This window comes from Streptomyces sp. NPDC107575, from assembly GCF_055657265.1.
Genome location: NZ_JBVKBG010000001.1, coordinates 421,126 through 433,943, shown reverse-complemented (window position 1 = coordinate 433,943; position 12,818 = coordinate 421,126). Strand labels below are relative to the sequence as shown.

Sequence of the window (12,818 nt, the reverse complement as noted above, 5' to 3'; positions counted from 1 at the left end):
TCACTGTTCCACGGGGCGCAGGCGCAGCCCCTGCATGCCGCCGTCCACGGCTATGGACGTGCCGGTCGTCGCGCCGGACAGCGGGCTCGCCAAGTGGACGATGGCGCCCGCGACTTCGGCGGCGGAGACCAGGCGACCGGTGGGCTGGCGGGCTTCGAGGGCGGCGCGTTCGGCGGCCGGATCGTCGGCCTTGTCGAGGAGGCGGCCGACCCAGGGTGTGTCGGCGGTGCCGGGGTTGACGCAGTTGACGCGGATGCCCTCGCGGATGTGATCGGCGGCCATCGCGAGGGTGAGGGAGAGGACGGCGCCCTTGGACGCCGCGTACAGGGCCCGCTGCGGGAGTCCCGCCGTGGCGGCTATGGAGCAGGTGTTGACGATCGCGGCGGACTCGGAGTCCCGCAGCGCGGGGAGCGCTGCCCGTGCCACGCGGACCATCCCGACGACGTTGACGTCGAGGACGCGGTGCCATTCGGCGTCGTCGTTGTCGGCGACGGTGCCCTGGGCGCCGATGCCCGCGTTGTTGACGAGGACGTCGAGTCCGCCGAGGTCCCCGACGGCCGCGGCCACGGCGGCCCGCACGGCGGTGTCGTCGGTGACATCGGCGGCGTATCCGCGCAGTGGCTTCTCCACGTCGGTGATGTCGCGGTCGAGCACGGCGACCTCGGCGCCGCGCTCGGCGAGCAGCTCCGCGGTGGCGCGGCCGATGCCGGAGGCGCCGCCGGTGACGAGGGCCTTCAGGCCTGCGAAGTCCTTCACGTTCAGGACACTGGCATCGCTCATGCGGCGGCTCCGTTCGGTTCGGTGGCGAGGTCCTTCACCCAGAACTCGCCGTCCGGGTAGGTGAATTCGGCGATGGACGAGGCGTGCATGGTCGCGGAGAAGCCGGGGGCCGTCGGGGCGGCGTAGTGGCCCTGGCGGATCACGACCGGGTCGACGAAGTGCTCGTGCAGATGGTCGACGTACTCGATGACACGGTCCTCGGTGGTGCCGGACAGTGCGACGTAGTCGAACATCGACAGGTGCTGGACGAGTTCGCACAGGCCGACGCCGCCCGCGTGCGGGCACACGGGGACGCCGAACTTCGCGGCGAGCAGCAGGATCGCCAGGTTCTCGTTGACACCGCCGACGCGTGCGGCGTCGATCTGCAGGATGTCGATGGCGCCGGCCTGGAGGAGCTGCTTGAACACGACGCGGTTCTGCACGTGTTCGCCGGTGGCGACCTTCACGGGTGCGACTCCGCGACGGATGGCGGCGTGCCCCAGGATGTCGTCGGGGCTGGTGGGCTCCTCCACCCAGTAGGGCGCGAACTCGGCGAGGGCGTTGGTCCATTGGACGGCGTCGCCGACGTTCCAGCGCTGGTTGGCGTCGACGGCCATGCGGATGTCGGGGCCGACGACCGCGCGGGCGGTGCGGCAGCGGCGGATGTCGTCGTCGAGGTCGGCGCCGACCTTCAGCTTGATCTGGGTGAAGCCGTCGGCGACGGCCTGCCGGGCGAGGCGGGTGAGCTTCTCGTCGCTGTAGCCGAGCCAGCCGGGCGAGGTGGTGTAGCCGGGGTAGCCGCGCTCGACGAGGCGTGCGGTGCGGTCGGCGGCGCCCTGCCGTCCCGCCCGAAGCAGCTCCAGGGCCTCTTCGGGGGTGAGCGCGTCGGCGATGTAGCGGAAGTCGACCTGGGACACCAGCCACTCGGGCTCGGCCTCGGCGAGCAGCCGCCACAGCGGCTTGGCGGCACGCTTGGCGGCGAGGTCCCAGGCCGCGTTGACGACGGCGCCGATCGCCATGTGCATCACGCCCTTCTCGGGCCCGAGCCACCGCAGTTGGCTGTCGCCGATCAGGTCGCGGTTGAGGCTTCCGGGGTCGGCGCACAGCGCGTCGAGCGGGCGGCCCACGACGTGGTGGCTCAGCGCGCGGATCGCGGCGACCTGGACGTCGTTGCCGCGCCCGATGGTGAAGGTGAATCCGTGCCCCTCGTGCCCGTCCGGGTCGTCGGTGCGCAGCACGACGTACGCGGCGGAGTAGTCGGGATCGGGGTTCATGGCGTCGGAGCCGTCAAGCTCCCGGGAGGTCGGGAACCGGATGTCGTACGTGTCGACGGCGGTGACACGGGGCGAGGTGGAGGACACGTGCTGCCTTTCGGGCGGGGGCGTGGGCGGGCGGCGTCAGTCCTGGGCGCGGCCGGTGGTGACACGGGCGACCATGAGGGCGAGCAGGATGATTCCGCCGTAGATGGCCTGGATCCAGAAGGACGGCACCTGGGCGAGGGTCAGCATGTTCTGTACGACACCGAGCAGCAGCACGCCGGTCAGGGCGCCGAACATGGTGCCCTTGCCGCCGTCGAGGCTGATGCCTCCGATGACCGCGGCGGCGAACACCGTGAAGATCATGTTGTTGCCCTGGTTGGCGCTGATGGCACCCACGTATCCGGTCTGCATGATGCCGCCGACGGAGGCGAGGACACCCGCGACCACGAAGACACCGAGCATGACGCGCTCGACCCGGATGCCGGCGGCGCGCGCGGCCTCGGCGTTGCCGCCGATCGCGTACAGGGCGCGGCCCACGCGGTGGTACTTGAGGACGAGCCCCGCGATCCCGAACGCGACGGCGGCGAACCACACCGACATCGGGATGCGCAGGAACGTGGAGGTGGCGAGCGCGAAGAACGCGTCGGGCATCCCGAACAGCGTCTTGCCCTTGGTCGCGCCGACGAGCAGTCCGCGCAGCACGATCAGCATCGCGAGCGTCACGATGAACGCGTTGAGCTTCAGCTTGACGACGAGCACACCGTTGAACGCGCCGATGCAGGCCCCGGCCACGAGCACCGCCAACAGCGAGACGGCGACGGGGAATTCGGTCCCGAACCCGGACTGCGCGACGGGCAGCACGAGCAGGGCGCCGAAGGCGGGCGCGATACCGACGACCGACTCCAGCGACAGGTCGAACTTGCCGCTGATGAGCACGAGCGACTCGGCGAGCACCACCATCGCGAGGGCGGCGGAGGAGCCGAGGATGGAGATGATGTTCTGCTCGGTCAGGAACGAGTCGTTGAGCACGGCACCGAGGACGAGGAGCAGCAACAGGGCGGGGACGAGGGCGAGTTCGCGTGCACGGCGCAGCAGGACGCCCTTGGCACTTTTGAGCCCCGCTGTTGGACGAGAGCCAGCGGGGTCCGGGGCAGAGCCCCGAGGCCTGGGCACCGGAGTGACCGCAACTTTACGGGTGGACGTCACTGGAAACCCCTTCGATCGACGCGATCAGCGAATGGTCCGCCCAACCCGCGACATGCTCCGCAACCACCCGCCCGTGAAAAAGCACAAGCACCCGGTCGCAGCGCCGCAGGTCGTCGAGCTCGTCCGACACGACGAGCACCGCCGTGCCGTCGTCCCGCGCGCTGTCGACCCTCCGCAGCAGCGACTCCTTCGACTTCACGTCGACCCCGGCGGTCGGGTTGATGAGCACGAGCAGCCGCGGGTCGGAGGCGAGCGCTCGGGCCATCACCACCTTCTGCGCGTTGCCGCCGGACAGGTCGGAGACCGGCTGGTCGGGCCCCTCCGCATGGATGTCGAGCCGCTCGATCAGCTCACGGGCGAACCGTCGGCGGCTCTCCGTGCCGATGAATCCGCGCCGGCCGAGCCGCCCGAGCACCGACAGCGTGGAGTTGTCGCCGATGGACATCCCGGTGACGAGACCCTGGTCGTGCCGGTCGCGCGGCACACACCCCACCCCCGCGGCGAGCGCGGCGGACACGTCTCCGAAGGGCAGCGGACGCCCGTCGAGCCGGGCGGTGCCGGATGTGGGTGTGTGCAGTCCGGCGAGGGACTCCGCGAGGGCGATCTTGCCGCTGCCGCTGGAGCCCGCGAGCCCGACGACCTCGCCGCGCCGCACGGTCAGCTCCACGTCCTCGTACGTCTCCGATGTGAGGCCTGCGACCTCGAGCACGACGGGCTCGACGGCCTCCTCGGCGGCCTGCTCGACGACGGCCTCCGCCGCTGCCGCCGCCTGTTCCGCGACCGCCTCCCCCGCCATCGCCTCGACGAGGGCGGGCCGGGGCAGTTCGGCGACGGGAGCGGTGGTGATCCAGCGGGCGTCGCGGAGCACGGTGACCGTCTGGCACACCTCGTACACCTCCTGGAGGTGGTGCGAGATGAACAGGAAGGTGACGCCGGAGTCCTGGAGGGCGCGCATGCGGGCGAAGAGACGCTCGATCTCGCGGTTGTCGAGCTGCGCGGTCGGCTCGTCGAGCACGATGAAGCGGGCGCCGCCGCTCAACGCCCGTGCGATCTCGACCATTTGCCGGTCCTCGACCTTGAGGTCGGCGGTGCGCGCGCCGGGGTCGACGCGAACGTCCCAGGTGTCGAGCAGTTCGCCGGCCTCGGCGTCGAGCTTCTTCCAGCTGAAGAAGCCGCGCCGGGAACCGGGCTGCCGGTTCAGGAACAGGTTCTCCGCGACGGTCAACTCGGGGATGACGGTGGGCTTTTGGTAGACGCAGGCGACCTTGGCACGCCAGGCCTCGCGGTCGCCGAGCGCGGGTGCGGGCCGCCCGTCGAAGGTGAGCGTGCCCTCGTCGGCGGCCTGGAGTCCGGTGAGGACCTGGACGAGCGTGGACTTGCCCGCGCCGTTGCGCCCGACGAGCGCGTGGGACTCGCCGGCGCGCACGGTGAGCCGGCCGTCGGCGAGGGCGACCGTGGGCCCGTAGCGCTTGACGATGCCGCGGGCCTCGACCAAGGGCGGGGTGGCGGCGGTCATTTGACGGTGTTTCCCCACAGCTCGGGGTCGTCGACGTTCTTCTTGGTGACCAGCGGGGCGGGCAGCTGGTCCTCGAGGGTGCCGCTGGGCAGCTTCACGATCTTCGAGCCGTGGTCGGTCGGTCCGGGCTTGAACTTCTTCCCCTGCATGGCCGCCTTGATGTAGTACATGCCGTACTTGGCGTACGTGTCGGCGGGCTGCGAGACCGTCGCGTCGATCTGACCCTTGCGGATGGCGTCGAACTCCTGCGGGATGCCGTCGTTCGACACGATCGTGATGTGCTTGGCGGATCCCGCCTTCTCCAGCATTCCCTTGGACTTGAGGGTCTGCAGGGTCGGCGCGAGATAGACGCCGCCCGCCTGCATGTAGATGCCCTTGATGTCGGGGTTGGCGTTGAGGAGGGTGTCGAGCTTGGAGGCGGCGGTGTCCGACTCCCACTTCGCCGGGATCTCCAGGACCTTCAGCTTCGGATACTTCTCCTTGACGCAGTCCCGGAACGCCTTGGAGCGCTCGCGCCCGTTCACGGAGGCGAGGTCACCCATGATCTGGACGACCTTTCCCGACTTCACGTGATCACCGAGGTAGGTGCAGGCCTTCTTGCCGTACGCGACATTGTTGGCGCGGACGACCATGGCGACCTTGCCCTTGTCGGGCGCGACATCCACGGCGACGACCGGCACGCCCTTGCGTTCGGCCTGGTCGAGCCCGGCGCCGATGGCGGCGCTGTCGAGCGGTGCGACGACGAGGCCCTTGACACCCTGGTTGAGCTGGTTGTTGATGTCCGTGATCTGCTGCGAGGGGTCGCTGTTGGAGTTGACGGTCTTCAGCGCGTCGACGCCCTCGGACTTCGCCATCTTCGGCACGTAGTCGTTGTACGACTGCCAGAACGGCGAGGTCAGCAGCGGCAGTACGACGCCGACCTTGCCCTTGCCGTCGCCGCCTCCACCACCGCCACCGCCCGCTCCGGCGGCGGTGTCCTTGGTGCTGCCGCAGGCGGCGAGGGCGAGCGCGGCGCAGCCGAACAGGGCCACGGCGCCCAGCCCTCGCCTTCGGGAACTGCGGGCGCGTGCCGCCCCGTTCCTCCTGGTCGTCCCCTTCGAGTCCATCGTGGTGCCAGTCATCGGACTGCTCCTCGGCTCCTGAAGTCATGGGCGCGGCCGGTCTCCACCCCTCCGGATCCGGCCCGCGCCGAGATATTTATCAGACCACTTCGCCGCCCCAACACCCTTCGTACCCAAGTTTTCTGGGTATTTACTGGGCCCGACTCCGTGAAGAGGTCCGACTTTCCCGCTAGTGGTCCGACCACCCGGCTGGCTACACTGCGCGGCATGCAGAAGGCCACCGTCACCCAGCGGGCCATTGAACAGCTCAAGGCGATGATCGGCAGCGGCGAGCTGCAGCCGGGCCAACGGCTGCCCACCGAGCGGGACCTGGCGGCGCAGCTCGGCATCTCGCGCAGTTCCATGCGGGAGGCGATCCGGGCGCTCACGGTGCTCGGCGCCCTGGAGGCACGGCACGGATCAGGCATCTACGTCACGCAGTTGGAGGCCGGCGACCTCCTGGAGACGTTCGGGGTGGTCGCCGACCTGTCGCGCGGGCCTGGACTGGTGGAACTCCTGGAGGTGCGCCGCATCCTGGAGTCGACGGCCACGGCGCTCGCCGCGGCCCGCATCACCCGCGCTCAACTCGCCGAGGTGGAAGACCACTTGGCGGCGATGGAGGCGACGGACGACCCGGACGAGATCCTCTCGCACGACCTCGCGTTCCACCGGACGATCGCGGCGGCCGCGGGCAACGACACGATGGCGGCGATCCTGGAAGGCCTGTCCTCCCGGACCTTCCGCGCCCGCGTGTGGCGCGGCTACGAACAGGAGGGCGCCTTCGAACGCACCCGCCGCGAACACGCCCGCATCCTCCGCGCCCTGACCGCCCACGACCCGGAGGCGGCACGGGCCGCCGCCGCGGCGCATGTGGGCGAGGTGGAGGAGTGGCTGCGGGGCCAGCTGGACTGACGCCCCCGCGCCCCGACGGTCCCCCTAGCGCGCGCTCGCCCCTCCGGCGGGGCTCGTCGTGGTCGACCACGACGCCAAGATGCGCAACCCGTCGTGCGACGGCGTGCCCGGCTCCGCCGTCCAGACGACCAGTTGCTGGTCGGGGTCCGTGGCGCAGGCGAGGGCGTCCCAGTCCAGGGTGAGTTCGCCGGCCACGGGGTGGTGCAGGACCTTGCTGCCACGGCCGAGCGAGGCCACTCGGTGGTCGCCCCACCAGCGACGGAAGTCCTCGTCCCGCATCGACAGCTCACCGATCAGCTGGGCCATCCGCTGGTCCTGCGGATTGCGCCCCGCCTCCTTGCGCAGCATCGCGACACAGGAACGTGCGGTCCTCTCCCATTCCGCGTGCACCGACTTCATCTTCGGGTCCGTGAACAACAGCCAGATGTAATTTCGGCGTTTCTCCGGGACCGCCGAGAAATCGACGAGCAGTGCGGCCGCCATCGGATTCCACGCCAGAATGTCCATACGTCGGCCGAGGACCATCGCCGGTGTCGTGGTGAGTTCGTCGATGACGCGCCTCAGTTGGGGCTGCGCCTGTTGCGCGGACTGTTTGCGGGGCCGGGCCGCGGTCGTCCTCCCCGCCAGTTCGAAGAGATACGCCCGCTCCTCGTCGTCGAGGTGCAGGACCTGCGCGAGGATGTCGAGCACCGGGCCCGACGCCTGCCTGCGCCCCTGCTCGAGGCGGGTGTAGTAGTCGGTGCTGATGGAGGCGAGCAAGGCCACCTCCTCACGGCGCAGCCCCTTGACACGGCGCTTCACCCCGGGATCGGGCAGGCCGACCGTCCGGGGGCTCAGCTCGGCCCTGCGGGCCTTCAGGAACGCGCCCAGTTCGTTGGGGTGCTTGTCACCGCTCATGTCTGAAGTGTGCCAGGGGGCGGCCCCTCCGTGAGGGGGACGGTTCTGTCCCAGGACACCGCTGTCCCAGGCCCGAAAAGGCCCATTGTGTGCCCGTGCGGTGCGTGTGACCGTCTCCATGTCGCCACCCGGTATCGGCGCATTGGCTCGCATCGACTCGAAAGAGGAAACAGAAATGAAGACCGACGTCGCATTCCTCAGCAGCGGAATGAAACTCGCGGGGCACCTCTACTCCCCCGTCGTCCGCCCGGACGGCGAACGCCGCGCCGCCGTCGTGGTCGGTCACCCCACGACCGGCGTCAAGGAGCAGACCGCGGCCCTCTACGCCCAGCGGCTCGCCGACGCGGGCTACCTCGCGCTCGCCTTCGACGCCGCCCACCAGGGCGAGAGCGAGGGCCTGCCGCGTGCTCTGGAGAACCCGTTCCAGCGCGCCGAGGACTTCCGCAACGCCGTCACGTACCTGACCACCCGCGAGGACGTCGACCCCGAGCGCATCGGCGTCCTCGGGATCTGCGGCTCCGGCGGCTACGCCCCGTACGCCGCGCAGACCGATCACCGGATGAAGGCGGTCGCCACCGTGAGCGCGGCGGACGTGCCCGGCTTCTTCCACTCCGCCGACCCGGAGGGCTTCGAGGAACTCGTCGCCCGGTCCGGGAAGGCCCGCACCGAGGAGGCCGCGGGCGAACCGGTGCGACTTGTGCCCGTACTGCCGGACGCGGTGGACGAGTCGACGCCCGCGCCCGTCCGGGAGTTCTTCGACTACTACAGGACGCCGCGCGCCCAGCACCCGCGCTCGATCGGCGCCTACGCGCTGCGCAGCGCCGATCAGCTGGCCCAGTTCGACGCCTACGCCGAGGTGCACAGGATCGCCCCGCGTCCGCTGCTGATGATCGCGGGCACGGAGGCCGCCACGCTCGCCTTCAGCCAGGACGCGGTGGAGAAGGCGGGACCCACCGCCGAACTGTTCACCGTGCCCGGCGCGACACACGTCGACCTGTACGACATGGAAGAGGCCGTCACCCAGGCCACCGCCAAGCTCGTCGACTTCTTCGGCAAGCACCTCTGAGACCGGCGACGCGACGTTCACGAAGGCCCCACGCCTGCCGCGGGCGTGGGGCCTTCGCACGCCCTCACTCCGAAGCCGCCACCTCCACCGCCGTCAGCAACAGCTCCAACGCCACCTCGAACGAGCTCCCCGCCATCAGCGGCAAGTGCTCCCGCACCTCGCCGAGTTGGGGATGCGACTCCGCCGGCAGGTTCGCGTACTCCCCCGTCCACGCCCGGTCGTCCGCCTCCCGCCGCTCCGCGGGCAGCGCCAGGTACGCGGCGTCCAGGGCCGCGTGGCCGAGGACGGTGTCGACGAAGGCCGAGTAGTGCCGCACCGCGTCCTCCGCCCCGAAGCCGGCCCGGCGGAGCAGGCCGATACCCGCGTCGACGGCCCGGAACTCGTGCGCGCGCCGCGTGACCCGGTACGCCGCGAGGGCCGCCACCCGCGGGTGCGCGCGATACCCGCGATGGATGCGCAGGGCGAACTCGCGCAGCCCGTCGCGCCAGGTCATCCGCTCGGGCTCGAAGCCGTCCATGGCCTCGCCGATGATCCGGTCGGAGACGGCGAGCAGCAGATCGTCCGTGCTGTGGAAGTAGCGGTACAGCGCGCTCGGATCGCAGCCCAGGGCCGCGCCGAGACGGCGCACGCTCAGCGCGTCGGGGCCGTGCTGTCCGACCAGGCGCAGCGCGCAGTCGACGATCACGTCCTCCGACAGCAGCACCCCCGACTTCGTCGGCTTGCGGCGCCGCCGCTCCTCCGGAATCCGCCCCTCCGACATGGCTGTCCGCCCTCCCTCGCCCAGCACGTCCGGCTTATGACAACACCATTGACGCAAGCTGACAAGCCCGATTTGATCGCGGTCACCGCCCCTCGCGCACCTCCCTCTCCCCTGCCTCCCTGCCGTCAGGAGATCGACCATGAGAAGCGAACCACCAGGCCTGCGCCGTTCCCTCGGTGTCGTCGACGGCATCGCCATCGCCGCGTCCAGCACCGCCGCGACCACCAGCATCGGCATCGGGATGGGCTCCCTCGCCGCGACGGTCGGGCTGCACGCCCCGGCGGTCCTGCTGGTCGCGTTCCTGCCGATCCTGGGGATCGCGGTGGCCTACGCCCGCCTGAACCGCCAGGAACCGAACATGGGCAGCGGCTACGTCTGGGTGGGCGGCTCCCTCGGCCCCTGGCTGGGCTTCCTCACGGGCTGGGTCACCCTCGTCGGCACGCTGGTCTTCATGGCGTACACGAGCGCCGTGACGGGGTCCGTCTTCCTGCAGTTCGCCAACAAGGCCCGGCTGCATACCCTGTTCGGCCTCGACCTCGACCCGAACTCGACGGCGCTTTCGACCGTCGTCGGCCTGCTCGTGCTCACCGCCGTCACGATCACGGCGGTGACCGGCGTCCGCAAGGCGACCCGCCTCCAGGCGTGGCTGCTCGGGTTCGAGTACGTCGTGCTGCTCGGGTTCTGCGGCTGGTCCCTGGTCACCGGCTCGCACGCCTTCCAGTGGTCGTGGTTCAACCCCTTCGCCATCCACGACGGCACCGCCTTCGCACAGGGCCTGGTCCTCGCGGTGTTCTTCTACTGGGGCTGGGACGCGGCGTTCACGGTCACCGAGGAGACGAAGGACGTGCGGGACGCGGGCCGCGGAGGACTGATCGCCCTGTTCGCGATGCTCGGGCTCTTCCTCTACGGTTCCGTGGCCTTCCAGCGCGAGATGTCCCTGCCCGAACTGGTCGAGCAGGGCCCGCAGGCCCTCACCTACCTCGGCGCGAAGCTCGCCGACGAGCCGGTCGCCAGCCTGCCGCTGCTCGCACTGCTCTTCTCTGCGGTGGCGTCCCTGCAGGCCAGCGTGATCCCGACGGCCCGCGGACTCCTCGCGATGGGCCGGGACCGCACGATGGGGCGGATCTGGACGCGGGTGAGCCCCCGCTACGGTTCGCCCGCCGCAGGCACCGTCGTCGTGATGTCGATCGCGGCGGCGGTCGCCCTGCTGGCCCTGGCGATACCGAAGTTGAACGAGATGATCCTCGCCGCGGTGAACTCCATCGGGCTCACCGTCGCCCTCTACTACGGCCTCACGGCCCTCGCCTGCTCGGTCCGCTTCCGCGCGCTGCTGCGCACCGCACCCCGGGAGGCGGTGCGCGCGGTCGTCGTGCCGGGGCTCAGCGCGCTCACCCTGCTCGGCATCGGGGCGTACCTGGCGTACTCGTACGCGACGATGAGCGACCACCTCGAACTGTCGCCGGACAACGGCTGGTTCATGCTGGCGGTGCCCGCGACGATCGTGGTGTCCGGTCTGGCGATGGCCGCCGTCGCCAAGTACGGGCGCCGCTCCCCGTACTTCAGGACCGGGCGCGGCACGGACGCCGATGCCGTCGAACTGGCCGGGCCGACGGCCACCTGACCACACCCCTGTAACACCCGTACACGTACCAGGAGTTGAGACCATGCCCGCACCCGCCGACCTCGTCCTCACCGGCGGTCCCGTCCACACCGGCTCCCCCTCCCGCTCGCGCGCCACGAGCGTCGCGGTGCGGGGCGAGTGGATCGTCGCCGTCGGCCATGACGAGGTGCGCGAGTTCATCGGCCCGCGCACCGAAGTCGTCGACCTGAAGGGGAAGTTGCTGGTCCCCGGCTTTCAGGACGCGCACGCGCACCCCGTCGGGGCGGGCATGGAGATGGGCCAGTGCGACCTGAGCGGCTTCACCACGCTCGCCGAGTACCGGGAGCGGATCGCCGCGTACGCGAGCGCGCACCCGGACGCCGAGTGGATCACCGGGGGCGGCTGGGCGATGGAGGCGTTCCCCGGCGGGCTGCCGACGGCGGCCGAGCTGGACGCCCTGGTGCCGGACCGGCCGGTGTATCTGGTCAATCGCGACCACCACGGGGCCTGGGTCAACTCGCGCGCCCTGCGGACCGCCGGGATCGACGCCCGCACCCCCGACCCGTCGGACGGCCGTATCGAGCGCGACGCGGACGGCGTGCCGACGGGCATGCTCCAGGAGGGCGCCGCGAACCTCGTCGGACGGCTGCTCCCGCCGGTCACCCGCGAGGAGCGGATCGCGGGGCTGCTCCGCGCCCAGGAGCACCTGCACTCCCTCGGCGTCACGGCCTGGCAGGACGCCATCCTCGGCGATCACGCCAATCTGACCGACCCCACGGACGCGTATCTGGCCTGCGCCGACGACGGGCGGCTCACCGCGCGAGTCGTGGGCGCGCTGTGGTGGGACCGGGCGCGCGGCACCGAACAGATCGAGGAACTCCTCGCGCGGCGCGCGGCCGGCACCCGCGGCCGGCTCAGCTCGACGACCGTGAAGATCATGCAGGACGGCGTCGCGGAGAACGGCACGGCGGCACTGCTCGGCCCGTATCTCGATGGCTGCGGCTGCCGCTCGGACAACAGCGGGATCAGCTTCGTACCGCCCGAGGCGCTGAAGAAGTACGTGACCGAACTGGACGCCCACGGTTTCCAGGTGCACTTCCACGCGCTCGGCGACCGGGCCGTCCGCGAGGCACTCGATGCCGTCGAAGCGGCACGGGAGGCCAATGGCTGGACGGATACGCGCCCGCACCTCGCGCATCTCCAGGTGGTGCACCCCGATGACATCGGCCGGTTCCGGGAGCTGGGCGCGACGGCGAACACGCAGGCGCTGTGGGCGGCGCACGAGCCGCAGATGGACGACCTGACGATCCCGTTCCTCGGGGCGGAGCGCTCGGCGCGGCAGTACCCGTTCGCGGCGCTGCTGCGGGCCGGGGCGACGCTCGCGGCGGGCAGCGACTGGCCGGTGAGCAGCCCGGATCCCTTGCAGGGGATCCATGTGGCGGTGAACCGGGTACTGCCGGACGCGCCCGCCGGCACTCCGGTGTTCCTGCCGGAGCAGCGGATCGGCCTCGCGGACGCGCTGACGGCGTACACCTCCGGCAGCGCGTACGTGAACCATCTGGACGCGGAGACGGGGGTGATCGCGGCGGGTTACTTGGCGGACCTGACGGTCCTGGACCGGGACCCGTTCGCGGGCCCGCCGGAGGAGATCGGCTCGACGAGGGTCGAGCAGACCTTCGTGGACGGGCAACGGGTGTTTGCCGGCTGACGCGCCGGCAAATCAAGCCCCGCAGGGGGCACCTC

General features: G+C 70.9%; 11 protein-coding genes. 4 read left to right on the top strand and 7 right to left on the bottom strand.

Annotated features, from left to right (window positions below):
* The 5 genes from ACZ7L4_RS02015 to ACZ7L4_RS01995 all read right to left on the bottom strand — a co-directional run bounded on the left by ACZ7L4_RS02015 (nucleotide 1) and on the right by ACZ7L4_RS01995 (nucleotide 5,846).
* Nucleotides 1-756: an SDR family NAD(P)-dependent oxidoreductase gene (locus tag ACZ7L4_RS02015; RefSeq protein WP_472100349.1), complete on the bottom strand. Its 756-nt coding sequence runs from the start codon at nucleotides 754-756 to the stop codon at nucleotides 1-3.
* 20 nt (nucleotides 757-776) lie between these two features.
* A complete protein-coding gene (locus ACZ7L4_RS02010; protein WP_472098870.1) occupies nucleotides 777-2,120 on the bottom strand; it encodes an L-fuconate dehydratase in 1,344 nt (447 codons plus the stop codon).
* Between the two features lie 36 nt (nucleotides 2,121-2,156).
* On the bottom strand, nucleotides 2,157-3,113 hold the full coding sequence (locus tag ACZ7L4_RS02005) for an ABC transporter permease (RefSeq protein ID WP_472100348.1): 957 nt from the start codon (nucleotides 3,111-3,113) through the stop codon (nucleotides 2,157-2,159).
* Nucleotides 3,114-3,207: 94 nt separating this feature from the next.
* Nucleotides 3,208-4,740 (bottom strand): sugar ABC transporter ATP-binding protein, encoded by a 1,533-nt coding sequence (locus tag ACZ7L4_RS02000; protein WP_472098868.1) that lies wholly within the window; start codon nucleotides 4,738-4,740, stop codon nucleotides 3,208-3,210.
* On the bottom strand, nucleotides 4,737-5,846 hold the full coding sequence (locus ACZ7L4_RS01995; protein ID WP_472100346.1) for a sugar ABC transporter substrate-binding protein: 1,110 nt from the start codon (nucleotides 5,844-5,846) through the stop codon (nucleotides 4,737-4,739). The genes ACZ7L4_RS02000 and ACZ7L4_RS01995 overlap by 4 nt, the downstream gene beginning before the upstream one ends.
* Nucleotides 5,847-6,068: 222 nt before the next feature.
* On the opposite strand from ACZ7L4_RS01995, the gene ACZ7L4_RS01990 reads away from it, so the two are divergent.
* Nucleotides 6,069-6,752 carry a FadR/GntR family transcriptional regulator gene (locus tag ACZ7L4_RS01990; RefSeq protein ID WP_422429201.1) on the top strand — a complete coding sequence of 228 codons (684 nt, stop codon included), beginning with the start codon at nucleotides 6,069-6,071 and terminating at the stop codon, nucleotides 6,750-6,752.
* Nucleotides 6,753-6,776: 24 nt separating this feature from the next.
* On the opposite strand, the gene ACZ7L4_RS01985 is transcribed toward ACZ7L4_RS01990, so the two are convergent.
* The gene (locus tag ACZ7L4_RS01985; protein ID WP_472098867.1) at nucleotides 6,777-7,649 is read right to left on the bottom strand and encodes a helix-turn-helix domain-containing protein; all 873 of its coding nucleotides are present in this window, start codon (nucleotides 7,647-7,649) and stop codon (nucleotides 6,777-6,779) included.
* A 175-nt stretch (nucleotides 7,650-7,824) separates the two neighbouring features.
* Here ACZ7L4_RS01985 and ACZ7L4_RS01980 point away from each other — a divergent pair, with 175 nt between their 5' ends.
* A complete protein-coding gene (locus tag ACZ7L4_RS01980) occupies nucleotides 7,825-8,715 on the top strand; it encodes an alpha/beta hydrolase (protein WP_472098866.1) in 891 nt (296 codons plus the stop codon).
* A gap of 64 nt (nucleotides 8,716-8,779) precedes the next feature.
* Here the strand turns inward: ACZ7L4_RS01980 and ACZ7L4_RS01975 are convergent, their stop codons facing one another.
* Nucleotides 8,780-9,475 carry a TetR/AcrR family transcriptional regulator gene (locus tag ACZ7L4_RS01975; RefSeq protein ID WP_472098864.1) on the bottom strand — a complete coding sequence of 232 codons (696 nt, stop codon included), beginning with the start codon at nucleotides 9,473-9,475 and terminating at the stop codon, nucleotides 8,780-8,782.
* A 139-nt stretch (nucleotides 9,476-9,614) separates the two neighbouring features.
* Here ACZ7L4_RS01975 and ACZ7L4_RS01970 point away from each other — a divergent pair, with 139 nt between their 5' ends.
* Together ACZ7L4_RS01970 and ACZ7L4_RS01965 are read left to right on the top strand one after the other, a co-directional pair.
* A complete protein-coding gene (locus tag ACZ7L4_RS01970; RefSeq protein ID WP_472098863.1) occupies nucleotides 9,615-11,096 on the top strand; it encodes an APC family permease in 1,482 nt (493 codons plus the stop codon).
* A gap of 43 nt (nucleotides 11,097-11,139) precedes the next feature.
* On the top strand, nucleotides 11,140-12,783 hold the full coding sequence (locus ACZ7L4_RS01965) for an amidohydrolase (RefSeq protein WP_472098861.1): 1,644 nt from the start codon (nucleotides 11,140-11,142) through the stop codon (nucleotides 12,781-12,783).
* The last annotated feature ends 35 nt before the right edge of the window (nucleotides 12,784-12,818 follow it).

Excerpts from the sequence above, each read along its gene's own strand:
- ACZ7L4_RS01995 (WP_472100346.1), bottom strand. The coding sequence starts at position 5,846 with ATGGACTCGAAGGGGACGACCAGGAGGAACGGGGCGGCACGCGCCCGC.
- ACZ7L4_RS01965 (WP_472098861.1), top strand. The coding sequence starts at position 11,140 with ATGCCCGCACCCGCCGACCTCGTCCTCACCGGCGGTCCCGTCCACACC.
- ACZ7L4_RS02000 (WP_472098868.1), bottom strand. The coding sequence starts at position 4,740 with ATGACCGCCGCCACCCCGCCCTTGGTCGAGGCCCGCGGCATCGTCAAG.
- ACZ7L4_RS01990 (WP_422429201.1), top strand. The coding sequence starts at position 6,069 with ATGCAGAAGGCCACCGTCACCCAGCGGGCCATTGAACAGCTCAAGGCG.
- ACZ7L4_RS01975 (WP_472098864.1), bottom strand. The coding sequence starts at position 9,475 with ATGTCGGAGGGGCGGATTCCGGAGGAGCGGCGGCGCCGCAAGCCGACG.
- ACZ7L4_RS01980 (WP_472098866.1), top strand. The coding sequence starts at position 7,825 with ATGAAGACCGACGTCGCATTCCTCAGCAGCGGAATGAAACTCGCGGGG.
- ACZ7L4_RS01970 (WP_472098863.1), top strand. The coding sequence starts at position 9,615 with ATGAGAAGCGAACCACCAGGCCTGCGCCGTTCCCTCGGTGTCGTCGAC.
- ACZ7L4_RS01985 (WP_472098867.1), bottom strand. The coding sequence starts at position 7,649 with ATGAGCGGTGACAAGCACCCCAACGAACTGGGCGCGTTCCTGAAGGCC.